At 62.6% G+C, this 24736-nt stretch carries 22 protein-coding genes; 9 read left to right on the forward strand and 13 right to left on the reverse strand.

The annotated features are described in order from the left end of the window. Positions 1 to 49: 49 nt before the first annotated feature. Together HUW43_RS01080 and HUW43_RS01085 are read right to left on the reverse strand one after the other, a co-directional pair. On the reverse strand, positions 50 to 2242 hold the full coding sequence (locus tag HUW43_RS01080) for an ABC transporter permease subunit (protein ID WP_223181174.1): 2193 nt from the start codon (positions 2240 to 2242) through the stop codon (positions 50 to 52). After that, a complete protein-coding gene (locus HUW43_RS01085; RefSeq protein ID WP_003046368.1) occupies positions 2239 to 3309 on the reverse strand; it encodes an amino acid ABC transporter substrate-binding protein in 1071 nt (356 codons plus the stop codon). Before HUW43_RS01085 ends, HUW43_RS01080 begins: the two co-directional genes overlap by 4 nt. A gap of 55 nt (positions 3310 to 3364) precedes the next feature. On the opposite strand from HUW43_RS01085, the gene HUW43_RS01090 reads away from it, so the two are divergent. Continuing rightward, positions 3365 to 4270, forward strand: coding sequence for a LysR substrate-binding domain-containing protein (locus tag HUW43_RS01090; protein ID WP_188235725.1), 906 nt, complete (start codon positions 3365 to 3367; stop codon positions 4268 to 4270). A gap of 36 nt (positions 4271 to 4306) precedes the next feature. On the opposite strand, the gene HUW43_RS01095 is transcribed toward HUW43_RS01090, so the two are convergent. The 9 genes from HUW43_RS01095 to HUW43_RS01140 all read right to left on the reverse strand — a co-directional run bounded on the left by HUW43_RS01095 (position 4307) and on the right by HUW43_RS01140 (position 12831). After that, the gene (locus HUW43_RS01095; RefSeq protein WP_003046379.1) at positions 4307 to 6778 is read right to left on the reverse strand and encodes a TonB-dependent receptor plug domain-containing protein; all 2472 of its coding nucleotides are present in this window, start codon (positions 6776 to 6778) and stop codon (positions 4307 to 4309) included. 241 nt (positions 6779 to 7019) lie between these two features. Beyond that, entirely contained in the window at positions 7020 to 7367 is a 348-nt protein-coding gene (locus HUW43_RS01105) for a hypothetical protein (protein ID WP_003046382.1), read from the reverse strand. A gap of 26 nt (positions 7368 to 7393) precedes the next feature. Further along, positions 7394 to 7861: a DUF411 domain-containing protein gene (locus HUW43_RS01110; RefSeq protein WP_223181175.1), complete on the reverse strand. Its 468-nt coding sequence runs from the start codon at positions 7859 to 7861 to the stop codon at positions 7394 to 7396. A gap of 58 nt (positions 7862 to 7919) precedes the next feature. After that, positions 7920 to 8309 carry a DUF305 domain-containing protein gene (locus HUW43_RS01115; RefSeq protein WP_223181178.1) on the reverse strand — a complete coding sequence of 130 codons (390 nt, stop codon included), beginning with the start codon at positions 8307 to 8309 and terminating at the stop codon, positions 7920 to 7922. Positions 8310 to 8401: 92 nt separating this feature from the next. Then, entirely contained in the window at positions 8402 to 9613 is a 1212-nt protein-coding gene (locus tag HUW43_RS01120) for a copper resistance protein B (protein WP_188235726.1), read from the reverse strand. Further along, on the reverse strand, positions 9610 to 11445 hold the full coding sequence (locus HUW43_RS01125; protein ID WP_374046507.1) for a copper resistance system multicopper oxidase: 1836 nt from the start codon (positions 11443 to 11445) through the stop codon (positions 9610 to 9612). The genes HUW43_RS01120 and HUW43_RS01125 overlap by 4 nt, the downstream gene beginning before the upstream one ends. Positions 11446 to 11564: 119 nt before the next feature. Continuing rightward, positions 11565 to 12149, reverse strand: a complete 585-nt coding sequence (locus tag HUW43_RS01130; RefSeq protein ID WP_188235727.1) for an RNA polymerase sigma factor — start codon at positions 12147 to 12149, stop codon at positions 11565 to 11567. After that, a complete protein-coding gene (locus HUW43_RS01135; protein WP_188235728.1) occupies positions 12146 to 12583 on the reverse strand; it encodes a periplasmic heavy metal sensor in 438 nt (145 codons plus the stop codon). Before HUW43_RS01135 ends, HUW43_RS01130 begins: the two co-directional genes overlap by 4 nt. Before the next feature lie 2 nt (positions 12584 to 12585). Next, complete coding sequence (locus tag HUW43_RS01140; RefSeq protein ID WP_188235729.1) at positions 12586 to 12831, reverse strand: hypothetical protein; 246 nt, start codon at positions 12829 to 12831, stop codon at positions 12586 to 12588. A gap of 158 nt (positions 12832 to 12989) precedes the next feature. Here HUW43_RS01140 and copC point away from each other — a divergent pair, with 158 nt between their 5' ends. The 8 genes from copC (at position 12990) to HUW43_RS01180 (ending at position 21216) form a co-directional block, all read left to right on the forward strand. Next, positions 12990 to 13379: a copper homeostasis periplasmic binding protein CopC gene (gene copC / locus HUW43_RS01145; RefSeq protein ID WP_232003687.1), complete on the forward strand. Its 390-nt coding sequence runs from the start codon at positions 12990 to 12992 to the stop codon at positions 13377 to 13379. Between the two features lie 6 nt (positions 13380 to 13385). After that, a complete protein-coding gene (copD, locus tag HUW43_RS01150) occupies positions 13386 to 14354 on the forward strand; it encodes a copper homeostasis membrane protein CopD (RefSeq protein ID WP_188235730.1) in 969 nt (322 codons plus the stop codon). Positions 14355 to 14386: 32 nt separating this feature from the next. Then, the gene (locus tag HUW43_RS01155) at positions 14387 to 15076 is read left to right on the forward strand and encodes a helix-turn-helix domain-containing protein (protein WP_188235731.1); all 690 of its coding nucleotides are present in this window, start codon (positions 14387 to 14389) and stop codon (positions 15074 to 15076) included. A 124-nt stretch (positions 15077 to 15200) separates the two neighbouring features. After that, positions 15201 to 15878 carry a class I SAM-dependent methyltransferase gene (locus HUW43_RS01160; RefSeq protein ID WP_188235732.1) on the forward strand — a complete coding sequence of 226 codons (678 nt, stop codon included), beginning with the start codon at positions 15201 to 15203 and terminating at the stop codon, positions 15876 to 15878. Between the two features lie 166 nt (positions 15879 to 16044). Further along, the gene (locus HUW43_RS01165; protein ID WP_188235733.1) at positions 16045 to 18366 is read left to right on the forward strand and encodes a heavy metal translocating P-type ATPase; all 2322 of its coding nucleotides are present in this window, start codon (positions 16045 to 16047) and stop codon (positions 18364 to 18366) included. Positions 18367 to 18418: 52 nt separating this feature from the next. Continuing rightward, positions 18419 to 18895: a YybH family protein gene (locus HUW43_RS01170; RefSeq protein ID WP_011542707.1), complete on the forward strand. Its 477-nt coding sequence runs from the start codon at positions 18419 to 18421 to the stop codon at positions 18893 to 18895. Positions 18896 to 19159: 264 nt separating this feature from the next. Beyond that, on the forward strand, positions 19160 to 19753 hold the full coding sequence (locus HUW43_RS01175) for a c-type cytochrome (protein ID WP_223181176.1): 594 nt from the start codon (positions 19160 to 19162) through the stop codon (positions 19751 to 19753). Between the two features lie 185 nt (positions 19754 to 19938). Next, a complete protein-coding gene (locus tag HUW43_RS01180; RefSeq protein ID WP_011542709.1) occupies positions 19939 to 21216 on the forward strand; it encodes a hypothetical protein in 1278 nt (425 codons plus the stop codon). 307 nt (positions 21217 to 21523) lie between these two features. Here the strand turns inward: HUW43_RS01180 and HUW43_RS01185 are convergent, their stop codons facing one another. Beyond that, on the reverse strand, positions 21524 to 23638 hold the full coding sequence (locus HUW43_RS01185) for a TonB-dependent receptor (protein WP_188235734.1): 2115 nt from the start codon (positions 23636 to 23638) through the stop codon (positions 21524 to 21526). Between the two features lie 645 nt (positions 23639 to 24283). Next, entirely contained in the window at positions 24284 to 24682 is a 399-nt protein-coding gene (locus tag HUW43_RS01190) for a MerR family transcriptional regulator (RefSeq protein WP_039578962.1), read from the reverse strand. Positions 24683 to 24736: the final 54 nt, after the last annotated feature.

The following is a 24736-nucleotide window of genomic DNA, read 5'->3' on the forward strand; positions in this document are numbered from 1 at the left end:
GGCGCGCCCTTTCGGGCTTGCCGGCTCCCCGGGCCATTTTCTGTCGTGATTATCCTGCATAGTTTAGTTTCCGTTCGATCTTCATGCTGAGCCGGGACAGGGAGAAACAGAGGAGGAAAAAGATTGTCCCGGTAAAAAGATAGGCTTCGGCGAAATAGGGTCGCCATTGCGCCTCGACGTAGGAGAGGCGGGTCGTCTGCAACAAATCGAAGACGCCGACGATGAGGACGAGCGTCGTGTTCTTGACCTCGCTGATCGAAGTGTTGACCAGCCCCGGCACGCTGACTTTCAGCGCCTGCGGCAACAGGATATGGCGCCGCGCCTGCCATTTGGTGAGGCCAAGAGCATGCGCGGCCTCGGCTTGCCCGACGGGAACCGCCAGCAGGCCGCCCCGGATGACCTCGGCCATATAGGCGGCAGTGAAGAATATGAGCGCGAGCTGGACGCGCGGCAGGCTGTCGATCGAGAGATAGGAGGGCACGAACAGCGGGAACAGGACCGCAGCGAGGAAGAGCACTCCGATCAGCGGCGTTCCGCGAACCAGCTCGATGAAGGCGACGCTCGGCCAGCGAATGCCGCGCCGCGCCGACCTGCGGCCGAACGCGAGGAGTATAGCCAATGGAAAAGCGCCGACCACCGCAAGGCTCGCGAGCAGCAATGTGACCGGCAGGCCGCTCCACTTCTCCATCGGGACATAGGAAAGGCCCGCGAATCCTCCTCGTAGCAGAAGTACCGCCACGGCGATTGCGCCGAGCCAGACAAGCCCGAGGCGGCTGCGCCAGAATCGCGGGACGAAGGAGAAGGCAAGGCATGAAAGCAGCGCGGCCGCCGCTGCTGCGGACCGCCACTGCTCGGCTTCGGGATAGGTGCCAAACAATATCAGCCGCGCATTTTCGCGGAGGAATGGCCAGCAAGCACCGCTGGCCAAACGGCAATCGGCCGCGCCCCCGGCGAAGGTCGCGTCGAACAGCAGCCACGAGAGCCCCTTGCCGGCGAAAGCCGCGGTCATGGCGAGGATCGCGATGGTGAGTATCGACTGGCGTCCTCCTCTGAACAGATTGCGCCGTATCCACGACGGCCAGGCGGTCGCCGAGCGCAGCGGAAAGGGTTCGAGGGGCGCCGACTGGATGCTCCGGCCGGGCTGCCCGGCGACGCTCCAGCCCAACTGGCGGGCATAGAGGCCGGTGACGAACGACAAGGATAGCGAAAGCAGCAGGAAGGTCGCGACGATCAGGCCGACGCCCTCGATCGCCTGCCCTGTCTGACTGATGACGGTATCGACCACCGAGACAAATTCGGGATATCCGATCGCGACCCCCAGGGAGCTGTTCTTGATCGTGTTGAGATGCCAGCTCGTCATCGGCGGTATGGCGATGCGCAGCGCTTGCGGCATCACGATCCGTCCCATTGTTTGCGCGGGCGACAGGCCGAGCGCTTTGGCGGCCTCGCTCTGCCCTGCGGGAACGGCGAGGATCGCGCCGCGGAATATCTCGGCCAGATAGGCCGAGGCATAGACCGAAAGGCTGGCGACCAGCGTCAGAAACTCCGTGGAGAGCGACAATCCGCCGACGGTTCCGAAGCGCCCCGCCCGCGGCAGATCGATCCCGCCCCACAGCAAGAGCGGCACCAGGGAGATGCCGGCGAAGGCCAGCGCAGTGCGCGTGCGAACGGCTCCTCGCCGCACGGCACCCAGCAGGATCGCACAGGCGACGATCGCGATGAGAAAGACCGGCCGTCCCGGATCGGCCAAGGAGAGCGCGGGGAGGTGCAATCCCCGATTATCGAGGTCGAACGGTCCGACGGCGCCCGGGCCGGGTCCGGGCAGACCGAACAGCAGCGCGGCGTACCAGACGAACATCTGGAGCAGCAGCGGAATATTGCGAACCAGCTCGATATAAAGGCCGGAGAGCCTCGCAAGCAGCCAGTTGGACGACAGGCGCGCCATGCAGACCGCGAGGCCGAGCAAGGTCGAGAAGATGATGCCGAGCGCCGATATCAGGAGCGTGTTGAGAAGACCCACCGCCAGCGCCGCGGCATAGGAATCGCCCGGCGCGTAAGCAATCAGCGTTTCGCCAATCGCGAAACCCGCCCGGTCGAACAGGAAACCGAACCCCGTCCGGATGTTTCGGTCCGCGAGATTGTCCGCCAATGTCGCAAACAGGCCGTAGGCGACCACAAGCCCGCCCGCGATCAGCAGCCAGGGTAACGCAGCGATGGCAAGCCGCCTGTGTTTATGAGTCATCGCATCGGCAACGGGTAGATCAGCCCGCCGTCCCGATAGAGCTTATTCTGTCCGCGTTCGACGCCGAGCGGCGTAATGTGCCGGTCGAAGATTTCGCCATAATTGCCGGTCGCCTCGATTGCCCGGTACGCCCAGTCATCGTCAAGGCCGAGCGACTTGCCGAATCCGGGCAAGCCGCCGAGCATCTTGCGCACTTCAGGGTCGCGCGAGGCCATCCGCATGCGCGCGGCATTCGCGCGGGTGACCCCCATTTCCTCGGCAGCGAAGAGCGCGTTCAGCACCCATTTGTTGATCTCGTACCATTGCTCGTCGTCGCTGCGCACGACTGGGCCGACCGGTTCTTTGGTGAGCCGCTCGGGCAGCACCACATAATCGTCGGGATGCGCGGTGTCGGCCAGGCGGATCACCGTCAGCGTGAAGGCATCGGTGGTCATTGCGTCGCACCGCCCGGCAAAGAAGGCGAGCTTGGCTTCCTCGGGATTCTCGAACACGACGGACTGGAAACGCAGCCCCTTGCGCTCGAAATATTCGGCGGTGTTGAGTTCGGAGGTCGTCCCCTTGGTGATGCAGATCGATGCGCCATCGAGATCCGTCGGAAGCCGCACACCCGATCGCCGGGGCACCAGGAAGCTCTGCCCGTCATAATACATGGTGCCGACGAAATTCACCCCGAGGTCGGTGTCGCGCGTCAGCGTCCATGTCGTCGTCCGCGACAGGACGTCGGCCTCGCCCGTCTGCACGATCGTGAAGCGCTTGTTCGAGGCGACCGGCATGAACCGGACCTTGCGGGCATCGCCGAGGACCGCAGCGGCGAGCGCCCGGCAGTAATCGACGAAGAAGCCCTGCCAGCGTCCGCGTTTGTCGAGATAGGACATGCCGAGCTGCCCCGTATGAATTGCGCAATTGAGCGTTCCGCGCGCGCGAATCCGCGCAAGCGTCGATCCCTTCGCCGCGGCGATTTCATGCCCACCGGTGCCGGCGGGCTCGCGGCCGCAGCCGCCGAGTAACAGGGCGCCTGCGGCGAGCAGCGCCGGTAACCAGCGGCGCGATGCGTGCGACCTATTCATAAACGAGGCTTTCAATGCTAGCGCCATAAGAAATAGCTATAGGGAGCGATGTCCGATGAACCTGCGTCACCTCGAAGCCTTCAGGGCCGTGATGCTCTCGGGATCGGTCACCCAGGCCGCGCAGTCGCTCAACCTGTCGCAACCCGCGGTGAGCAAGATGCTTGCCGAGCTCGAGCATCAGCTGGGCTTTCAGCTCTTCCTGCGTTCGCGCGGCAGCGCGCTCACCGTGACGCCCGAAGCCGACGCCTTTTTCTACGAAGTCGAGCGGAGCTTCTCGGGCATTGCGGCCCTGAAGCGGGTAGCGGAAGACATCCGCAACATGGCGACCGGCACGCTCCGGATCGCCGCCCTTCCGGCGCTCGCGGTCAGTTTCCTGCCGCGTGTGATCGCGGCCTTTCGCGAGACACATCCCGGCGTCACCGTTCAGCTCCAGACCCGCAGTTCCTCGACGGTGCGGCAATGGATGGCGAACCAGCAGTTCGACATCGGGCTCGCGACGCCGGCGCGCGAATTGCCCGGCATAAGGATGGAGCGCTTCCTGCGCTGCCCCGGCGCCTGCGTTCTCCCTGCCGGCCACCGCTTGGCCGTCAAGGACGTCATCCGGCCGGCCGATCTCGAGGGCGAGCCCTTCATTTCGCTCGCGCTCGAGGACGGCGTGCGTCACCGCATCGACCGCATTTTCGAGGACGCGGGCGTCCACCGCGAGATGGTCATCGAAACCCAATATGCGATGACCATCTGCGCGTTTGTCATGCAGGGGGTCGGATGTTCGATTCTCAACCCCGTGACCGCAGCGGATTATGCCGAGCGGGGCCTTACGGTCCGTGATTTCGCGCCGGAGGTCCATTTCGAATATATGCTCTTCACGCCGAAGTTGAGGCCGATGTCCCAAGTCGCTGCGGCCTTTATCGCGGTGCTCGAATCCCACCGCGACGCGATGTTCGGCTCCGACGCCAGCTGAAGACACAAGACGCCGCACGGCCCTCACGGCCACCGATCAGAAGGAGGCGGTCGCGCGGACGTACCAGAAGCCCCCGTTGAACCCCGTCGGCGCGAAGCGGAGATATCGGATCCCGTTGTTGATCTGGGATTGCCGCGCCTCGACGTCGGGGTAATTGTCGAAGATATTCTCGCCGCCGACCGCGAGCTTGAGCATGTCGCTAACCTTGTAGGACAGCTCGAGATCGACCAGCAGTTCGGCGCCGCCCGTCTGGTCGGCAGCCGGTGCGGCGCCATAGTCGGTCCATTTGCCATAATAGTTCGCGCGCGCGACGAAGCCGAAGCGCTCGCCCGCATAAGTGAAGGACGCATTGCCCTTCCACTTCGGAACGAAGCCCTCGAGTTCGAGCAGCCGCTCGCGGTCCGCAGTGATCACCGGCGAGGCCTTGATGACATCGGTTTTGGTATAGTTGCCGTTGAGGCCGAGCGTGGCCTTGCCGTCGCCGAGGTCGAAGCCCACGGTGAGCACCGCATCGACGCCCTGGGTGCGGCTGTCGAAGGAATTGGTGAAGAAGCTCACCTGCTGGAAGGAATCCCCACCGGGAATGCCAAGCGCCGCGAGCTGCGCACGCTGCGCCGGGGTGAGATTGAAATTGCCCGATACGGCGATCCGGTCTTCGACCTTGATGTTGAAATAGTCGAGCGTGAAGGTGATGCGATTGGAGGGCTTCACCACGATGCCGCCGGCGACGTTGAACGAATTCTCGGGCCGAAGCGGCGTCGCGCCGAAGAATTGCGCCACCGGATTGTTGGGCGCGATAATGCCTGCGGTCAGCGGCGCCCCGGTTATCGAGTCGATGTTGGTCTGGACCTGCGAGGCGTTCGACTGGCCCGGCGTCGGCGCCCGAAAGCCGGTGTTGACCGATCCGCGCACCGCGAAGACGTCCGAGAAATCATATCGCCCGTTGATCTTCCAGGTGAATTTCGAGCCGAAGTCCGAGTAATTCTCGTAGCGGCCGGCAAGGCCGAACTGGAGCGCGTCGGTGAGATTGCCTTCGAGCGACGTATAGGCGGCCCAGTTGCTGCGCGCGAACTCGCCCGCCTGGATGGGACTGAAGCCCGGGAAGCCGTTCGAGCCGACCGGCAGTCCGACGCGGTTTCCGGTATCGGGATCGATGACCGACGCGAAAGGACCAACCTGCCATGATGCGATGTCGCCGGCCGTGATCTCATATGTCTCGCGCCGATACTCGAGACCGCCTGCAAGCGTCAGCGGATCGGAGGTGCCGATCGCGATGGGGTAAGTGAGATCGAGATTGAAAGCGAGTTCGCGCTGCTCGAGCTGCCCCGGCTTGAAGGAGGTCGGCGACGCGAGGCCAAGCGACGGATTGACCGTATTTTCGATCCGGTAGGAAGCATGGTTCTGACCATAGGAAGCGCTGAGGTCATAGGTCAGGCCCGAGGAGAATTCGCCCTTGAGGCCGGCCGCCAGCGCCGCATCGGTCACCGTGGCACCGAAATCCGGGGTGAAACCGCCGGGAAAGAGCTGGCGGAAGCTGAACCGCTGTCCTCCGGGCGTATTGGTGAGCGGAATCGAGGTGGAAATGAAGCTGGCATCGGGGTTGCGGTAAAAGAAGGCCGTCGTGCCGCGGCTCCAGCTATAGTTGCCGAAGGTGTAGAATTCCATCTCGTCCGACAGTTCGATGCCGGCATTGACGAAGATGCGCGCCGCCTCGGATTCGGGATTTCCCCAGCGCTGCGCCGGGACCGGGACATCCTGAACGCCGGCATCGATGAGCGCCTGCGCGTCGGGACGCTGAATGCCGCGCGACGTCGTGCTGGCGTTCACATATTCGCCGCTGATGTTGACGAAACCGGCGTCGGTGAAGGGAAGCCCGACATTGCCCTGGACGAGGAAATCCTCGCCGTCGCCCTTATAGAATTGGCCATAGCGGGCGATCAGCAATCCGCCTTCGCGGTCGCGGCGCAGACCGAAATTGAGGACGCCGGCGATCGCATCCGATCCATAGAGCGCCGACGCGCCGTCACGCAGAACCTCGAGCTGGCCGATCGCGATCGACGGGATCGCCGAAAGATCGGGTCCCTGCGATCCCCGGATATAGGGAACATTGGTGAACTGGACCGTCGCGCCGCGATGGCGCCGCTTGCCATTCACGAGCACCAGCGTCTGGTCCGGCGGCAGGCCGCGCAGCGAGAAGGGCCGGGTAAAAACGGCGCCGTCGTTGCTGACGAGGCGCTGGACATTGAGCGACGGGACCTCGGTGCGCAGGAGATCATTCATGTCGGCCGTGCCCTTTTCGAGCAGTTCGGCACCGGTGATGATGTCGATCGGCTGAGCGGAATCGGCCGCCTTGAGATCGTTCCGCCGCGTACCCGTCACGACGATTTCGCCCTGCGACGCGCCTGGCCCCGGCGCCTCTTTGGCGTTATCCTGCGCGAAGGCGGCGGCGGCCGACATGCCTGCCAGGACGGCGATAATCGAGCCACTCGTGCGAAGCAATTTTCTCATGGTCCCCTCCCATTTGCGAAAGCTCTCGGCTTCGCCACCGAGCTATCTTCGCGGCCTTGGCATGACCAGAAATAATCACCACTCATCGCTATAAACGAGATGGTTATTCCATATGGTTATATCTCTCGCTGCGGCATCGAGCAGCGCCCGACCGCGCGGCATGCCGGGCGCGGCGATGCCGGACACTTCGCGCAGCTTGTCCTCGACCGCCCGGGCGACATGCCGCGTCGGCACATGCTCCTTATTTTTTGTCCATATCGTGCCCGGCATGAGGATCGGGTTCGGGTTCGACAGGTTTCGGCGCTTCCGGCGCGGCCTTTGCCCGCGGCGGCACAGCGGCCTTCGCGGCGGGTTCTTGCTTGGGGCGGGATTTCTCCGGAGGCATCGCTTCTTCGGTCGGCGCCGCCGGGGCAGACGCGGCGGGCGGCTCGTCCGCTACGGGCATGGTCTCGACCATTGCGGGCGGCTCACCGGCAGTGACCTCACTCTGTTCCGGTGTGACGTCGCTCTGCTGCGCGGGCTCAGTGCCGCATCCTGCCAGAGCAAATATCAGCGCGGCGGCGCTCGCTAGGGGAATGAATCTCGTCATATCTGTCTCCTCTTCGTGTCGGCAGGTCATGCGCGGAATTCAGAAACCTTGCCGTCGCTGCCGAATGCCATCACTTCGAATGCGTCCGCGCTTCCGTCCGGCATTTCCATTCCCGGAGAACCGCGCGGCATGCCGGGCACGGCGATTCCGCGAATGTCGCGTGGCTTGTCGTGGAGGAGTCTCGCAACATGCCGCATCGGCACATGACCCTCGATCGCATAGCCGCCGATCACGGCCGTGTGGCACGACGCCAGCTGGCCAGGCACACCATATCGCGTCTTTACGGCGGCCATGTCAGCGCGGTTCTCGACAGTCACATCATAACCGGCCTTGCGTGCGATATCCGCCCAAGCTTCGCAGCAGCCGCATTCGGGATCGCGATAAACGAGCATTCGCTTGGGGCTGGACGTCTCGGCGCCCGGCGCGGGCGCCGCGCCATTCTTATCGCTGGTCGCCGCCGGGCCCGAGGCAGAATTGCATGCCGCAAGCGCCATCCCCGATCCGACCGCAATCAGGCCGAAAAGATGACGGCGCGTCATCAGATTTTTCATGTCATTTCCTCGCGAGAATGGATTTCATCTGTTCGATTTCGGCCGCCTGCCCCGCGATGATGCCGCGGCAGAGTTCGCGTATCTCGGCATCTTTGAGAGAAGCCTGTTCACACATGAGGATCGCGCCCGAGTGATGCGGGATCATCGAACGCAAGAAGGCCGTGTCGCCGATCGTCGTCTGTGTCCGGATGAGCCCGAAGCTCCCGAAGAAGGCAACTGCCGATCCCAGCAGCAGGAACGTATTGAGACGTTTCGACGGGAACATGCCCGGCATTGCGACGATCATCAGCACGACCATCGGCGAGACCATCATCAGCGTCATGTAGAGCATGTTGAGATTATTGTAGAAGCTCGAGAGGCGGTCGATCATGACGAACATCACCAGATACATGATGACGCCGCTGACGATCGTCTGCAGCGCGAGGCTGCGATAGGCTGGTTTCACGGCATTTCTCCTCGACGTGTCGCCACCCCGCGAAACTTCTAGAACCAGGCCCGCACCCCCATCACGAAGCTGACGCCGCTCGCATCCTCGCCCGCGGCGCGGGCAAAACGCGCGGTATCGCCGACCTTGCGCGCCCATTCGACGCCGACATAAGGCGCGAATTCCTTCACGACCTCATAACGCAGGCGAAGCCCGAGCTCGAAATCTGAAAGCCCCGAACCAACGCCGGTCTCGGGGACATCCTGGAGCGCAAAATTGACCTCCGCCATCGGCTGGAGGATCAGTTTCTGGGTGATGCGCTGGTCGTAATAGCCTTCGAGCCGGGCGAGCAGGTCACCCTTGTTCGAAAGAAACAGCGCGCCCTCGACTTCGAACCAATAGGGGGCGAGCCCCTCGAAGCCGATCGTCGCATAGGTGCGGTCGGGGCCGAGCCCAAGATCCTGCCTGATACCCGCCTGCGCGTTGAAATAGGGTCCGATCGCCCGGCTGTAGAGCGCCTGTACCTCGGCGCTCTCGATGCCTTCGCCGAACACGCCCTCGCCTTCGCTCTTGAGCGTCAGCCGGTTGATGTCGCCACCATACCAGGCCTCACCGTCCCAGCGGAAGCCGTCGCGGCCTTTGCGCGCCTGATATTCGGCGAGGTTGAAGCTGATGAAAGCGATAGTCTGCGCACCATTCTCTTTCATCATGTCGTGGCGCGAATGCTCCATTTCGGCTTGGGGATAAATGCGATCGGCATACCAGTCGCCGGGAGGCGCAGGCGCGGTAGCATCGCCCGGCGGCAAATCGGTGCCGCTAGCGCTGCTCGTGGTCGCCATGCCTTCCATTCCCGCCATCGCGTCCGCAGATCCGCCCTTCGGGGTGCAATGGCCCATTTTGGCATGTTCGGGCGGGCAATCGGGATCGGACGGCTGCGGTGCGCCATGATCCATCGCACCCATGTCCGAAGCGCCCTTGCCTGGAGCTTCCGCCTCAGGCGTACAATGACCCATCGCCGCATGTTCGGGCGGGCAGCTTGAAGCCTCGGGTTCCATGTCCATGCCCTGCATGTTCCCATGGTCCATCTGCTCCATCGACCCTTCGGCGGGCGCTTCGGGCGCGGACTGCGCTACGGGTGCTGGCGTTGGCGAGGGAGCGGGTGTCGGCGCGGGCGCCGCACCATGCATCGAATGATCCATCGACTGCGCCGCGGCGGGCACAGCAAAGGCCAGCGGGGCGATACCCGCGAGGAGAAGCGCGACCCGGGTCATTCGCCGTCTCCCTTCGGACGGACGCTGACGACGCGCATCATCCCCGCGTGCATGTGATAGAGAAGGTGGCAATGGAACGCCCAGTCGCCGAGCGCGTCGGCGGTGAAATCGAAGCTCGCGATGCCGCCCGGCTGGACAAGCACCGTATGCTTGCGCGGTGACCGGTCGCCCTTGCCCGTCACCAGTTCGAAAAAATGGCCGTGGAGGTGGATGGGGTGGCTCATCATCGAATCGTTGATGAGGTTGATCCGCACGCGCTCTCCCTCGATGAAGGGGATGGGCTCGTGATAGTCGGACATCTTGATGCCGTCGAACGACCACATGAAGCGTTCCATATTGCCGGTCAGATGGATGTCGAGCGAGCGCGAGGCGGCGCGGGTATCGGGGTTGCGCTCGAGCGCGACAAGGTCATGGTAGGTCAGCACCTTGTGCCCGACATTCTCCAGTCCCTGCCCCGGCTCGCCCATGCGATCCATCGGCATCGGCGAGATCGTCTGAACGCTGGGATCGCGCTTGACCTGCGGCGCGACACTGAAGTCGCGCATGCTGTGCTGCATGCCTCCGCCAGATCCATGATCCATGCCCGCCATCGCGCCGCTTTCCCCCGCTGGCGTACAATGGCCCATCTTGGCATGTTCGGGAGGACAAGAAGGGTCGCTCGCCGGCATGGGCATGGCGCCCATATCGCCGCCCGAATGGTCCATACCCGCCATCGCGCCGCCCGACATGTCGCCCATGCCCATGTCCTTCATGGTCGCGAGCGGCCGTTCGCGGAGCGGCGGCACCTCGGCGACCATGCCAGCGCGCGGTGCGAGCGTCGCGCGTCCCATGCCCGAGCGGTCATTGGCCTCGGCAACGAGCGTATAAGCACGGTCCTCGACCGGGGTCACGATGACGTCATAGGTTTCGGCGACCGCGATCTGGAACTCGTCGATTTCGGTCGGCACGACATTGAGCCCATCAGCCTGGACGACGGTCATCCTGAGGCCCGGGATACGGACGTTGAAGATCGTCATCGCCGACGCATTGACGATGCGCAGGCGTACCCGCTCGCCGGGGCTGAAGAGCGCGGTCCAGTTGTCGCGCGGACCATGGCCGTTGACGAGGAAGGTGTAGGTCGAACCATTGACGTCGGCGACGTCGGTCGGGTCCATCCGCATCTTGCCCCAATCGATCCGCTCCTTGAGCGGTTGATCCTTGCCGGCAAGCAGGCCCGCCAGCGTCTGGCGCTGCATGTTGAAATGGCCGGGATTGACCTTGAGCTTGCGGAAGATCGCCTCGGGCGACAATTGACTGTGGTCGGACAGGACGACGACATGCTCGCGGTCGTAGCCGATCGGGTCGGCGCCCGCGGGATCGATGACGATCGGGCCATAATGGCCGAGCTGTTCCTGAAGCCCCGAATGGCTGTGATACCAATAGGTCCCCGATTGAACGACCGGGAATTCATAGACAAACTTCGAGCGCGGCTTGATCCCGGGGAAGCTGACGCCGGGCACGCCGTCCATCTGGAACGGCAGGATCAGGCCGTGCCAGTGAATCGAGCTGTCCTCGTCGAGATCGTTGACGACGGTGAGGCGCGCGTTTTGTCCCTCCTTCAGCCGGACGAGCGGCGCGGGCACGGTGCCGTTGATCCCGATCGCGCGGCTGACCTTGCCGTCGATGCGCATCGTCTGGCGCGCGATGCGCAGCGTTATGTCATTGCCGGATACGGTCGGAAGCGGCGCGGTGATGCCGGACGACACCGGCTGGGCCCAGGCCGGGAACCATGCGGCCATCGCCGCAGCAGCCCCTCCACCCAAAGCTCCACTGACGAACCGACGCCTTTCCATCTGCATATTCTTTCCGACCGTTACTGACTGTTCCTAAAGCTATACGCAGGCGGCACGCCTGCCCCTCAATAAAAATGCCGGACGATGAGGAGATGCCGCCTGAACGAGCGGTCGAACCCTCAACCCTCGGCGCTCGCAGATGTTCCCGCGAGCAATTCCCGGAGCCTGGTCCGCGCTCGATAGAGGCGCGTTTCGACTGTTTTCTCGCTGACGCGCAAAATGACCGCTGTTTCGGCCTGGCTGACCTCGTCGACACCGCGGAGGAGCAACACTTCGCGCAAATTCTGCGGCAGCTGATCGATCGCCCCGCGAACCTTGGCGAGCTCTCGCCTGTCGGTCGCCGCGGAATCGGGCCCAGGACCATCGCTTGCTACGTGATGCGCATTTTCGAGCGGGAGCGCGCGGGAGAAAAAGGCGCGCACCTTTCGCCGTCGTGCCCAGTCGCGACATTTGTTGATCGCGATACGGGCGATCCATGTGCGGAAGGGGCGTTCGCCATCATAACGATCGAGCGCCGAAAAGCCGGAGACGAACGTCTCCTGCGTCAAATCCATCGCCTCGTCGGCATCGCCGATCTGCTTTACGATGAGCCGGTAGACGCCCGTTTTGTAACGGCGCAGCAACTCGCGATAGGCGTCTTCGCGGTGCGCGCGCGCAAAGGCCGCCAGATCCTGGTCGCTACATTGCGATAGGTCGGCGCTCACCGCGCATCGGCGGTCAGCGCCTTGACCACGCTTTTGTCGAACATTTCCGCTTGATCGGGGCTCAGAACCCCGCGCATCGCGAAGAGATGCTGGAGCGTTTCCTTCTGCAATGTCCCCATCACCTCATGCGTCTCGTCGATCGCCTCGGTGACGCGCGGTCCATAGCCATGCTCGGCTTCGATCGCCTGCGCGAGCCGGACGTTGGCGGCGCGCATCTCGAGTTCGAGCGCCTGGCGGCGACCGGCAAAGTCGGCTTCGATCCGCTCGAGTTTCCTTTCCTGCTCCGGGGTCAGGTCGAGTTGACCGTGAAGAAGCGCATGAAGTTCGGTTTCGCTGGCTCTGGGCGCATCGGCCACCAGACGGCCGATGAACACGCCGGCAATCGCCGCGGCGAAGGCAATGAGCCCCAAGAGAAGAAGACGGCGCGACGGCATTGCTACTGTGCATCCAGCAAGGTGGAAGGCACCAATGCGCTAGGCGGGCCGAATGGGGTCAGGGGACTTGCCGCGACCGCCGGCTGGGAAATCGCACTCCCCGCAAAAACACCGCCGCCGAGCGAGACAAAGGCCGCGAGCGCCATCAGGCGGCGCATCGCTACCGCTTCGCGCCGGCGGATCGCCAATGCGCCCATGATGCGATCATCGAGCGCATCGAGCGCTGCGGGCAGATCGATCCTGTTCAAAATGCGAAGCTCCTTATCCATCGATCGTCTCTTCAAACCTTTCCATCATTGTACATACGCGCCGAAGCGCCTCACCCCTCACACCAGAACATTATTCCGGAATATTTGAGGGTCATGCCGATATCCTGCGTATTAGCAGGACAGACACGCATTTGGAGGTGTTCATGTTCAAGTCTCTTCTCCCCTCTGCAGCGGCGGCTTTCGCTCTGCTTCTCATGCCGGCCACGGCAAGCGCGCACACCAAGCTCGTCAGCTCGACGCCCGCCGCCAATTCGACCGTTTCGAAGGTCACGTCGGTCAATCTTCAGTTCAACGAAAAGATCGTCGCCTCGACCCTCAAGACCGAGCTTGTCATGACCGGCATGCCCGGCATGGCCAATCATGCCCCGATGAAGGTGCCTTACTCGTCGATGATGGGCAAAGAGGGCAAGTCGGCGATGCTGATGCTCAAGCGGCCGCTGACAGCTGGAACCTACAAGGTCACATGGTCGGCGGCGGGCGCTGATACCCACCGCATGGGCAGCGAATTCAGCTTCACCGTAAAGTAAAAGACGGTGGGGGACCCCGTTCTGATCGGCATCAGGTTCGCACTTTATGCGGACCTGATGCTCATCGCTGGCCTTGCTGCGTTCCCGCTTTTTGCGCTGACACGGAGCGAACGCCATGAGCCGCAACCGATGATGGCCGCGATCTGGCGCGCAGAACGGTGGCTCTGCGCCATCGGGCTGCTCGTCTCCACCCTCGGAATGGGCGTGCTCGCGGCCTCAATGCAGGGCGTGGGCATCCTCTCCCTGGAGTTCCAACCCTTTTGGGATCTGGTTCGCGAAACCGACGTCGGCACGGCGTGGATCTATCGGAGCGCCGCTCTGCTCCTTGCGTTGGCGGCGGCAGTCTGGATGACGCGCCGACCGACAATCGCAGCCGCCATACTCGCCCTTGCCGGTTCGGTCGCCGTCGCGACCTTGGTCTGGTCGGGCCATGCGGGCGCGACCGAGGGCACTGCGGGGACCGTGCACCGGGTCAGTGACATATTGCACCTGATTGCAGCGGCGGTCTGGATCGGCGCGATCGGCGCTTTCCTGCTGCTGATCGCACCACAACGCCTCCGCGAATGGCCGGGCGGACTCCAAATTGCGGCGCGGAGCCTCGATCAATTTTCGCGCGTCGGCACGATCTGCGTCCTCGTCATTGCCGCCACCGGTCTCATCAATAGCCAGATGATCGTCGGCGCCGAGAATCTCGGCCGGTCTCTCGGGTCGACTTATGGACAATTGCTCCTTGCCAAGCTCCTGCTGTTCGGAATGATGCTGGCGCTCGCGGCCGCCAACCGCTGGCGACTGACGCCTGCGCTCGCGGCACTCGTCGCAAGCTCCGATGTCGATAGCACTGACGCCGATCCGGACGCAGCGCTCGCCGCCATGCGCAGGAGCCTGATCATCGAAGCGTCGGCCGCACTCGCTATACTCGCGCTGGTTGCCTGGTTCGGTACGCTCGAACCCTTCGTCAACGCCGATCCGGTTTGACCCCAAGCACCGCCTCCTGGTCGGGTTCGATCATGCTCGGGACCGGCTGGGCGCTCATTGACGCGCGCATCGGGAGCAGCCGTCCCCACAACCATGTGGCGCACCAGATCAGCCTCGCCATCGAACGCGACCTCGAAATTTCCAGTGATGCCGACACGATAGTTCCCGCCGGACACGCCATTGCGATAGCGTCGCAGGTGCGGCACCGCCTCGGGCCGCCGGGCGCCCTCGTGCGGTCATTTTATCTCGACCCGCTTTTTCTTGCCGACGCACGCCTGTCCGCCGGATCGGCGCCTGTCCTGTTGACGCCGGTAGAGACAGCCGGACTAGGCGACATCGCAAGCGGCGCGGACGCGAAGCGCTGGGCGTCCGACTATCTCGACCGCTCGCAGGCGCGTCCGGTGGATGCCCGCCTGTCCGAAGCGCTCGCGGCCCCTGACGATTTGTCGACCGCGCGCGCTCTAGCCGACGTCGCCTGCCTTTCGCCCTCGCGCCTCCGCGAAATCGTCAGCCGCGACTTCGGCGTGCCTCCGGCCAAATTGCTGCAATGGCTTCAGCTTCAACGCGCGGTGCGGGCGATGGTCGGCGGCGGAGGTCTCGCCGACGCCGCGGCGGCTGGAGGCTTTGCCGATCAGTCGCATTTCACGCGCCGCTGCGCCCAATGGCTTGGCGTGACACCTTCGGCTGGCCTTAGCGCCTTCGCTTTCGAAATCGTGCCCTGAGCCGGACGCGCCTAGCTCCGGCGAAACATTCAAGACTGGCGCGCCTGCTTGCCCCTAAGCGTCTCGTCGAGACCGGCGCGTGGTCGCAATCCAGCGCAAGCCAAAGCGTCGAAAGGAGACGGTCATGCCCGACCCGACACCCGTAGCGAGTTCCTACACGCCAGCGGCAGGCTATCACTTCCTGACGCCCTTTTATGATTTCGGCGTCGCGGTGACGACGCGCGAGCGCGTGTGGCGCGACCGTCTCGTTCACCATATGGCGCTCGCCGAAGGAGAGGTCATTCTCGACATCGGTTCGGGTACGGGCAATCTCGCGCTGGCGATCGCCCGCCACAGCCGAGGCGTCCGCTATCTTGGTATCGACCCCGACGAGGCCGCGACGCGAATTGCCCGAACCAAGACCGCGCGGATTGTTCCACCACCGGAGTTTCGCGTTGGCTTTTTTGCGGCTTCCGCGATCGATGACTGGCCCCCGCCTGCCAAGATTGCGATCTGCCTCGTCCTCCATCAGGTCGGGCTTGAGGAAAAGGCACGTCTGCTACGCGAAGCCTGGCAGGTGCTCGCGCCGGGCGGCAAACTCTATGTGGCCGACTATGGGAAACAGCGCAGCCGCCTCATGCGGCTGTTGTTCCGCCTCACGATCCAGCAGCTCGATGGCGTCCAGGACACCCAGCCCAACGCCGATGGAGTGCTCCCGGTGCTGATGAAAGACGCCGGCTTTCGCGATGTTCGCGAGCTCGAGACATTTAGCACGCCAACCGGTGCGATCGCCATCATCGAGGCCGGCAAGCCCGGGACCTGACGGCGCGGGGCAAAGAAAATCCGAGGGATAATCGCCTTTCTTGCGTATCGATAGGAGCGGCTCCATTCTGGAGCCGCCAGGAAAGACGCCAGCGGCGAACACGGTCGGCGGCGTTCGGACCGCCCCGCCGCGAGGCGGGCATCCGACACATACGGGAGCGGCGGCGATGCACGATCATCAGGGCGCAGAAAAAGGCAGCGGGAGCACGACTGATCCGGTCTGCGGCATGATGGTCGATCCGGCCACCACACCTCATATCGCGACGCATAGCGGCAAGCATCACTATTTCTGCAGCGCAGGCTGCCTCGCCAAATTCGAGGCCGATCCCGATCTTTATGCCGCAAAACGCGAGCCGGCCGCAGCCGATGCACCCGAAGGCGCCATCTGGACCTGCCCGATGCATCCCGAGATCCAGCGCGCCGGCCCCGGAAGCTGCCCGATCTGCGGCATGGCACTCGAGCCCGTCATGCCGACAGCATCGGGCGGCCCCAGCGAAGAATATCGCGATATGCGGCGGCGCTTCTGGATCGGGCTCCTTCTCGCACTCCCGGTGGTTGCGCTCGAAATGGGCGGCCATCTGACAGGCCTTCATCAATTTGTCGGTCGCCAGACGAACAACTGGACCCAGATGTTGCTCGCGACTCCCGTCGTTCTATGGGCGGGCTGGCCCTTCTTCGAGCGCGCGTGGCTCTCAATCCGCAACAAAAGCCTCAACATGTTCACCCTCATCGCGATGGGGACCGGGGTCGCGTGGGGCTACAGCATGATCGCGGCGATCGTCCCCCAAATCTTTCCGGCTGCGTTCCGCGCCGATGATGGCTCGGTCGCGGTCTATTTCGAGGCGGCGGCGGTCATCACGGTGCTGGTGCTACTCGGGCAGGTGCTCGAACTCAGGGCCCGCGAAACGACGAGCGGCGCGATCCGCGCGCTCCTTGACCTCACACCGAAGCTCGCCCGGCGCGTCCGCAGCGATGGAAGCGACGAGGAGGTCGCGCTCGAGGACGTCGCGGTCGGTGACATGCTACGCATCCGTCCGGGCGAAAAAGTCCCCGTCGATGGCATCGTCGTAGAAGGCCGCGGCACGGTCGACGAATCGATGGTCACGGGCGAATCGATGCCGGTGACCAAGGCGGCCGGGGCGGCGCTGGTCGGCGGAACGATCAATCAAACGGGCGGCCTGCTCATGCGCAGCGAGAAGGTCGGGCGCGACACGATGCTCGCGCGAATCGTACAGATGGTCGCCGATGCGCAGCGCAGCCGCGCGCCGATCCAGCGTCTCGCCGATGCCGTTTCGGGCTGGTTCGTGCCCGGCGTCATCGTCGTCGCCATTGCCGCTTTCGTTGTCTGGTCGCTTCTGGGCCCCGTGCCCGCCATGGCCTATGGCCTTATCGCCGCCGTCTCGGTGCTCATCATCGCCTGTCCCTGCGCGCTCGGCCTCGCGACGCCAATGTCCATCATGGTCGGCGTGGGGCGCGGCGCCGAAGTTGGCGTGCTGATCAAAAATGCCGAGGCGCTTGAGCGGATGGAGAAGGTCGACACGCTCGTCGTCGATAAGACCGGGACGCTGACAGAAGGCAGACCCTCGGTCGTCGCCATCGAAGTCGCCGAAGGGTTCGAGGAAAACGACCTCCTCCGGATTGCCGCGAGCCTTGAGCGCAGCAGCGAACATCCATTGGCCGCCGCAATCGTCAAAGCGGCGGAAGACCGCGCCCTCGCGCTCGTCGAGCCATCGGGAGTCGACCAGCCGGTCGGCAAGGGCATCGTCGGGGTCGTCGACGACAAGGCGATCGTCCTCGGCAATGCGAACTTTCTCGAAGAATATGACGTCGATCTGGGCGCACTCGCCGAGGCGGCTGACCGGCTTCGTACAGACGGTGCAACGGCGATCTACATCGCGGTCAGCGGCAAGGCGGCCGGCGTCATCGCCATCGCCGATCCGGTCAAGGAGACGACGGGCGACGCACTCGCGGCGCTGCGCGAAGCCGGAATCAAGGTCATCATGCTAACCGGCGACAATCGCGTCACCGCCGAGGCGATCGCGCGGCGCCTCGGCATCGACGACGTCGAGGCCGATGTCCTCCCCGACCAGAAGAGTGCGGTCGTGCAGCGGCTGCGCGAAGAGGGCCGGATCGTCGCCATGGCCGGCGACGGGGTAAACGACGCCCCCGCGCTCGCCGCCGCCGACGTCGGCATCGCGATGGGTTCGGGAACCGATGTCGCCATCGAAAGCGCGGGTGTGACGCTACTGCGCGGCGACCTTCTGGGCATCGTGCGGGCGCGGCATCTCAGCCATGCGACGATGGCGAACATCCGTCAGAATCTCTTCTTCGCTTTCGCCTATAATGTGGCGGGCATTCCGGTAGCGGCGGGCGTGCTCTACCCGATCTTCGGGCTATTGCTGTCGCCGATCATCGCCGCCGCCGCGATGGCGCTTTCCTCGGTCAGCGTCATCGCCAATTCTTTGCGGCTGCGCTTTGCCAGAATCTGATCGAAACCACCGGAGGCACTCGTGAAGTGTCGGCACAACAAGGGGAAATGATATGAGACGACTGACGATTACAGCAATCGCATTGGCCATGCTGGTGGCCGTCCCGGCTCAGGCGACCGAGCCTGCGGATTATCAGGGCGCGGCGGCAGCGCTCGCGCAGTATAAATCGGCGATGGAGAAACTGGACCTGACCGGCGTCGAGGCCCTCTTTTCGCCAGACGCCCAGATATTCGAGTCCGGCGGCGTTGAAGGGAACTTCGCCCACTATCGCGACCATCACATGGGTCCCGAACTCAAGGAATTCAAATCCTTCACCTTCCGCAATTACAAGATTTCGGTTCGCGGCGAAGGAAATATCGCGATCGCAACCGAGACCTACAGCTTCTCGATTGTGCTCGCGAGCGGCGAGACCATCGAACGGGATGGCGTCGCTACGAGTGTCCTCAAACAGGACAACGGAAAGTGGCAGATCTTCAATCTCCACAGCTCCTCACGCAAGCCGAAGGTGCGGCCGGCGGGTGGCATCTGAGCGGGCAAAAAAGGGGCTAGTCCTCACGATCTCTCCGAACCCACACCTAGCAGGACGCATGAGCCCGAGCGGGTGTGGGCACCCTGAAATGGCTCGTCGCGGCAAGTACGGAAACGCCTGCCTCGTCTGTGACAAGGGCAAAGCTGTTGGGGTGCGTATCATCTGTTGCACAGCCGCCGCATTGCGTTCGGCTGCAAAGCTCAAGGCCTGTTATGCGGGAGATAGATAATGGAGCGATTTCGAACTTTCGATTTCCGAAAGCATATGCCGAGCGTGACGTTCACGCTGCTGGCGGTTGCCCTGATAGCGGGCGCGGGTGCGATCACCGTCTATCTCGGCCTATATAATATAGCGGCCGATGCCCCCCATAACCGGCTGACTTACAGCGTCATCGAAACATTCAGGGAGAAGTCCATCGCAGCGCGATCCGGATCGATCGCGGTGCCGGCAGATTTGGCGGCTCCGGCGCGGATCGCGTCGGGCGCAGGTCTCTATACCGAGATGTGCAGCGGCTGCCATCTCGCGCCCGGGATGGAAAAGACCGAAATGAGTCAAGGGCTGTATCCGCAAGCGCCCGTCTTGTTCAAAGGTTCGGAACGTTCGGCTGCGGAGCAATTCTGGATCATCAAGCATGGCATCAAGATGACCGCCATGCCGGCCTGGGGGAAAACGCATGATGATCGTCTCATCTGGGATATGGTCGCGTTTGTCCGAAAACTCCCTGGCCTGTCGCCGGCACAATATCAGGCTATTACGCAGAATGCGCCAATGGACCATGACGCGATGATGAAGGGCATGACAGAGGCGGAAGGCGCGAGTCAGAAACCAAGCGGAGCGGGCGAACACGCAGGGCACTGAGGTCGTCGACAATTATGCAGCGCCGGGCGTGAACGGGCTCGTTTCGACCTTCCATTCCCGCCCACCTTGCCGGTGGGACGGAAGGTTTCGCCTTTCGCTAAGGGCCGGATCGAGCGAACTGTCTTGGCCGGCAAGCCGCAGGTGGAAAACAGCAATTCGGAATGGATCAAGCGGGGGCTATAAACATGAAGCGCGATCTTGTTCGCGAACTGATCGAGCGCTGGCGCGGCGATTCCGGCTCGACCTATCAAAGCTGGTTCCTGTGGGAGGAACGACTGAAGAATTTTCGGTCGATCAGAAGAGGAATCTCGCAGGTCGTCGCCGAAATTGAGGCCGGCACCTTCGGAGCGGCATATCGGGGCTCGTCATTGGAGATCATTGTTCATTCAATCGCCGAGCAACGACAGATTTTCAAAGGTGCGGATCATGCTTTCTTGTGGAAGCCCAAACTCCGAATCCCGGACATCTACGAGAACGCCGACAATCAACGAGCTTTTGGCAGACTTCTTCACCATTGCTCCTGTTGCGATACCGCCGAGGAGGTCGTCGCCGGGATCCTCGCAATCGACAGACAGAAGATCAAGGGGTTGGGTCCTGCGGTAGCCAACATTCTCTATTTTCTGCATCCCACCCTTGTGCCTCCGTTCAATACGGCAATCGTAAAGGGCTACAACGCGCTGACGGGTGCGAATGTGAAGCTTGGCAGCTGGGAGCATTTTCTCGCGATGCGCGCGGGCATTCTGGATCTCAACGATTGCTACCGGGATCTTCTCTCCAACGATTTGGGCGCGATAGGAGGGCTGCTGTTCGATATCGGATCGGGACGGTTTCCAGCCCCACCGCTCAGCGGTTCGAGCGAAAATGCTCGCGATTGGATGGCCTTGCTGAATGAAACGCGCTCACAGTCCGACAAGTTCGATAAGGGGCTTGCAAATCAGAAAGAGAGCGACCGGACGCATAGCGAAGTCCAATCCTGGCTTCGGGACCTCGGCCTTGCACTTGGATATGACGTCTGGGTAGCGGCAAATGACCGGGGGCGCCTTCATGAGGGTGTACCGCTCGGGTCTCGATGCCTCGATAGCTTGCCGCATGCCATCGCAACCGCTCAAGGAAGCGATGCCATAAGACTGATCGACATCTTATGGCTCGAGCAATCGACGGCTACGGTCGCGGCGGCATTCGAAGTCGAGCATTCGACATCCATTTATTCCGGAATTGTCCGCATGCTTGATCTCGCGCTGAGCAGCGAGAATCTTCATTTGTCGACGCCACTTTTCCTGGTTGCACCCGATGCGCGAGAAGCCGATGTCCGCGCTCAGCTCCGACGCCCGGCTTTCAGCCGGATCGGTGATCTCGACATTTCCTACCTGCCCTACGCCGAGCTCGAACAGAACAGGGTCGCCATTGCCCGCTTCGGTACGGGCCTGAAGGCGATCAAGGCGATCTCCCATCCATTGCCGTGAGGCAGCCGACGACGCGTAGGCCTCCGAAAGCAGTTGGTCTTTGCATCCTCGCGGCGTCACAGGGAAAGCCGGGCATCGAAATCGCGCGCGCTACCGACGTTCAGGATGGGACTAGCCCGTATCTGTTCGTGCCATCTTACTGTCCGGCTCATCGTGCCATCAGCAGGGCCGTTCAAGTAACGGCGCCGGTGAGAACAGGGACATATCATGTCCTGCGTTCAGAGGAAGTATTCCCCCCGGGCGCAAGCGCCCAGGGGGACCGACGACCGTAGGGGAGTCGCCGGGGGACCTCGCAGGACGAGGAACCTCAGAAAAAGTAGCGCAGCTGCAATCCGTACTGGCGCGGCTCGCCGTAGATGTAGAGCGGAAGAGTAGGGTTCGAGACACCCGTCGCGTCCGTCCCGATCGTACTATAGCTCACATAGCGCTCGTTGGTGAGATTTCGGCCATAAAGCGCAATTTCCCACGCTTCGCTCGCCGGCTGCCATGCGACACGCCCATTTATAAGGGTCGTGGCGTTTCCGGAAAAAAGCGGATTGTTGCTGGGCTTGAAAAAGACGCTGTCGCGCCAGGAGATATCGGTCCGTAATGTCAGCATTCCGCCGCCCAGGGAGGCCTTATATTCTCCGCCGAGAGTGATGTTCCACTTCGGCGCGTTCGGCAGCCGCTTGCCCTTGAGGCTGGCGCCGACGTCGTCAAAATAGACATCGTAGCGCGCATCGAGATAAGCGATCGTGGATGTAAGCGTCAGGCGATCGAATGGCCGTGCCATCAGTTCCGCTTCAACGCCCTTGATCGTCGCCTTGCCGGCGTTGGTGGTACTGGCAACGCCATTATTATACTCGACCACCTGAAGATTGGTGTAATCATAATAGAAGGCCGAAAAATTAGCTCGAAGCCGGCGATCGAGGAGCGTCGACTTCAGGCCGACTTCGTAGCTCCAGACATACTCCGGGAGGAAAGGCCGCCCGTCTCCCAGCTGGAATCCACCCGATTTGAACCCGCGGGTTGCCGACGCATAAGCCATGACGTCATCGGCAATGTCGTAATCGATCCCAATTTTCGGAGTCCAGGCGATCCAGGATGATTTGGGCTGACCGGCATCGACCTGATTTCCGTTCAGCAGGACACGATATCCGAAATCCTTCTTTTCGTAAGAATATCGGAGCCCTCCGGTCAATCGCAGGCGGTCGATGAGTTCGTAGCTTGCTTGTCCAAAGAGCGCGAATGCATTCGTCGTATTGTTTTCCGGGATCGCGAGCCGACGACCCGGTTCGATGATCCGTATTTCGTCGTTGCCCTTTTCATTCAGATAGAATGCTCCGACGATCCAGCGCAGCTTGTCCGCATCGTTGTTGAGAAGTTGGAACTCCTGCGTGAAACTGCGGGAACGTTCGTAAAATTCGATATCGCGGAGGAAGAGGTCAGTCGAGTCAACGTCGAGCGCCTGGACGACCTTGCTCTTGCGCAACGCCGTGATCGAGCGAAGCGTGACCGGGCCGCCGTCCCAGTTCATGGTCGAAGACACGCCCCAGGCATCGACATCGTAACGCGGCAGACGGTCGAGTGCGGCCTCTTTGTCGTTGGCCGGGATCGTCGCACCCGCATCGATGAAGCCTTGCGGATAAAAGGGCCGGACAGACCGCGCGCCGGTCTCGCGATCACGGCTAGCATCCGCCCGCAACACGATCTCAAGACGGTCGCTCGCGTCAATCGCAAGCGTCAGTCGTCCAGCGAGATTATCTTCGTTTTGGTATCGCCGTCCCGAGACGACGTCGCGGTAGATGCCGTCACGCTGGTTGGCAAGCAGAGTGAGGCGGCCTCGGACGCCCGCTCCAAGCGGTCCAGAAATCGTGCCGCTCAGCGAGCGCTTCTCGTAATTTCCGACTGTGAGTCCCAGCGCGCCAGTCAAATCCTCCGTAGGCATTTTGGAAATGATGTTGAGTGTGCCGCCGGCGGAGTTGCGACCGAAGAGAACGCCTTGCGGTCCGCGCAGGACCTCGATGCGTTCGACGTCGAACAAATCCTGATAGCTTGTGGTCGGGCGCGAGATGTAGACGCCGTCATAATGGACTGTCGTGCTGGGGTCGGTCGCAACGCCGAACGCCGAGGTGCCAATTCCACGAATATTGATGATCGCCATGGAATCGTTGGTGATCGACACTCCGGGCACGAAAAATTGCAGGTCTTCGACGTTTGATATGCCCGTTGCCGTAAGCGCCTCGCCGGTCATGGCTGTCACCGAGACGGGAACGGACTGCAGATTTTCCTCGCGCTTCTCGGCCGTTACGATGATCTCGGCGAGGCCGTCCGACTGGGCTTCCTGAGCCTGCACGGGAAACGCGACCGCCATCGCAATCGCCGCCATCGAGCTTCGCTGCATTGCGCGCTTCGTCGACGAATAACAGTATAATTTGTTCATTATGCTTCCCCTGTTTCGAAGAGCTGCCCTTTCGCGCAGCCCAAATGAGTTTCGGGGAAGTCGAGGACAAAAATATGCATGCCCGGAAACCGCTGCTTACGGCTTCCGGGTTCAAGCACCCAACATCCCCTACTGACATTGAATACGCACCAGAACGACTCATCCCTCAAAAATGGTTCGGGGGACGTAAAACCGACGGAATTGGGCTCCCCGATTTGTTCAGATCGCCAAGATGAAGTTGATCCGGAACGCCCCAAGGCTCCTACGTTCATCCAGAAGCGGCGCTTTTCGCTCTGCTCCTCATCGGAGCCTTGGTCGGCGCCGTGCACGTGACGCAATCACTCGCCTGACCCTATGGTCAGGTCCTCCTCGTGGAAGCCTATTTGTTCGCTCTGATGCCGGTCCTAGCCGCGGAGATTCGATGGCGCCTGACCCAGGCACTTCGGACGGCCGTCGCAACTCCGGACGCGGCAGCGGCGAGACACTGCGGCTGCGATCCGCGCTAGCCTTCAGCTCGATGTCGCAGCCGGAGTTACCATCCCATCGCTTGTAGCCGGGATGCTGGAACCATTTGCGACCGATTGACACCAGTTTGAGGGAGGTGAGACGGGCCGTCAGCACCATCCGCCCCCAAGACCAGTCGGGCTAGATCTGCTCGAACGCCGCTATGATCGGGCAGTGGAGCGTGTCGGCGGCAGCGCATTGGCGCGACAGGCCCATGAGCGCGCGCCGCGCCACATCGAGTTCGGCGATCGTCTTTTCGATCGCCGCGATGCGCGCGTCGGCCAGTTCGCGCGCTCGCGCGCGATCGCTCGACGCGTCGAGTTCGAGCAGTTCGGCGATCTCGGTGAGCGTAAATCCCGCTGCCTGTGCCGATTTGATGAAGCGCAGACGGCGCAGAACCGCCTCGTCGTAACGCCGGACTCGGCCTTCCGACGGGGCGCTGGCCGACTGAGGCGGAACGGGCAACAGGCCGCGGCGTTGGTAATAGCGGATCGTCTCGACATTGACGCCGCCCTGCCGGGCAAGCTGGCCGATGGTCATGTCACGCAAGGCCTTGACTCCGTACTATGGTACGGAGCCTATATAGCGGGAAGC

The sequence above is a fragment of the Sphingopyxis sp. LK2115 genome (assembly GCF_014595975.1).
In the GTDB taxonomy this organism is placed as follows: Bacteria; Pseudomonadota; Alphaproteobacteria; order Sphingomonadales; family Sphingomonadaceae; genus Sphingopyxis.

Coding starts and splice junctions, on each gene's coding strand:
- HUW43_RS01080 (WP_223181174.1), bottom strand. CDS start 2,242: ATGACTCATAAACACAGGCGGCTTGCCATCGCTGCGTTACCCTGGCTG.
- HUW43_RS01085 (WP_003046368.1), bottom strand. CDS start 3,309: ATGAATAGGTCGCACGCATCGCGCCGCTGGTTACCGGCGCTGCTCGCC.
- HUW43_RS01090 (WP_188235725.1), top strand. CDS start 3,365: ATGAACCTGCGTCACCTCGAAGCCTTCAGGGCCGTGATGCTCTCGGGA.
- HUW43_RS01095 (WP_003046379.1), bottom strand. CDS start 6,778: ATGAGAAAATTGCTTCGCACGAGTGGCTCGATTATCGCCGTCCTGGCA.
- HUW43_RS01105 (WP_003046382.1), bottom strand. CDS start 7,367: ATGACGAGATTCATTCCCCTAGCGAGCGCCGCCGCGCTGATATTTGCT.
- HUW43_RS01110 (WP_223181175.1), bottom strand. CDS start 7,861: ATGGCGCTTGCGGCATGCAATTCTGCCTCGGGCCCGGCGGCGACCAGC.
- HUW43_RS01115 (WP_223181178.1), bottom strand. CDS start 8,309: ATGTATCTGGTGATGTTCGTCATGATCGACCGCCTCTCGAGCTTCTAC.
- HUW43_RS01120 (WP_188235726.1), bottom strand. CDS start 9,613: ATGACCCGGGTCGCGCTTCTCCTCGCGGGTATCGCCCCGCTGGCCTTT.
- HUW43_RS01125 (WP_374046507.1), bottom strand. CDS start 11,445: ATGGAAAGGCGTCGGTTCGTCAGTGGAGCTTTGGGTGGAGGGGCTGCT.
- HUW43_RS01135 (WP_188235728.1), bottom strand. CDS start 12,583: ATGCCGTCGCGCCGTCTTCTTCTCTTGGGGCTCATTGCCTTCGCCGCG.
- HUW43_RS01155 (WP_188235731.1), top strand. CDS start 14,387: ATGCTCGGGACCGGCTGGGCGCTCATTGACGCGCGCATCGGGAGCAGC.
- HUW43_RS01160 (WP_188235732.1), top strand. CDS start 15,201: ATGCCCGACCCGACACCCGTAGCGAGTTCCTACACGCCAGCGGCAGGC.
- HUW43_RS01165 (WP_188235733.1), top strand. CDS start 16,045: ATGCACGATCATCAGGGCGCAGAAAAAGGCAGCGGGAGCACGACTGAT.
- HUW43_RS01170 (WP_011542707.1), top strand. CDS start 18,419: ATGAGACGACTGACGATTACAGCAATCGCATTGGCCATGCTGGTGGCC.
- HUW43_RS01175 (WP_223181176.1), top strand. CDS start 19,160: ATGCCGAGCGTGACGTTCACGCTGCTGGCGGTTGCCCTGATAGCGGGC.
- HUW43_RS01180 (WP_011542709.1), top strand. CDS start 19,939: ATGAAGCGCGATCTTGTTCGCGAACTGATCGAGCGCTGGCGCGGCGAT.
- HUW43_RS01185 (WP_188235734.1), bottom strand. CDS start 23,638: ATGAACAAATTATACTGTTATTCGTCGACGAAGCGCGCAATGCAGCGA.
- HUW43_RS01190 (WP_039578962.1), bottom strand. CDS start 24,682: ATGACCATCGGCCAGCTTGCCCGGCAGGGCGGCGTCAATGTCGAGACG.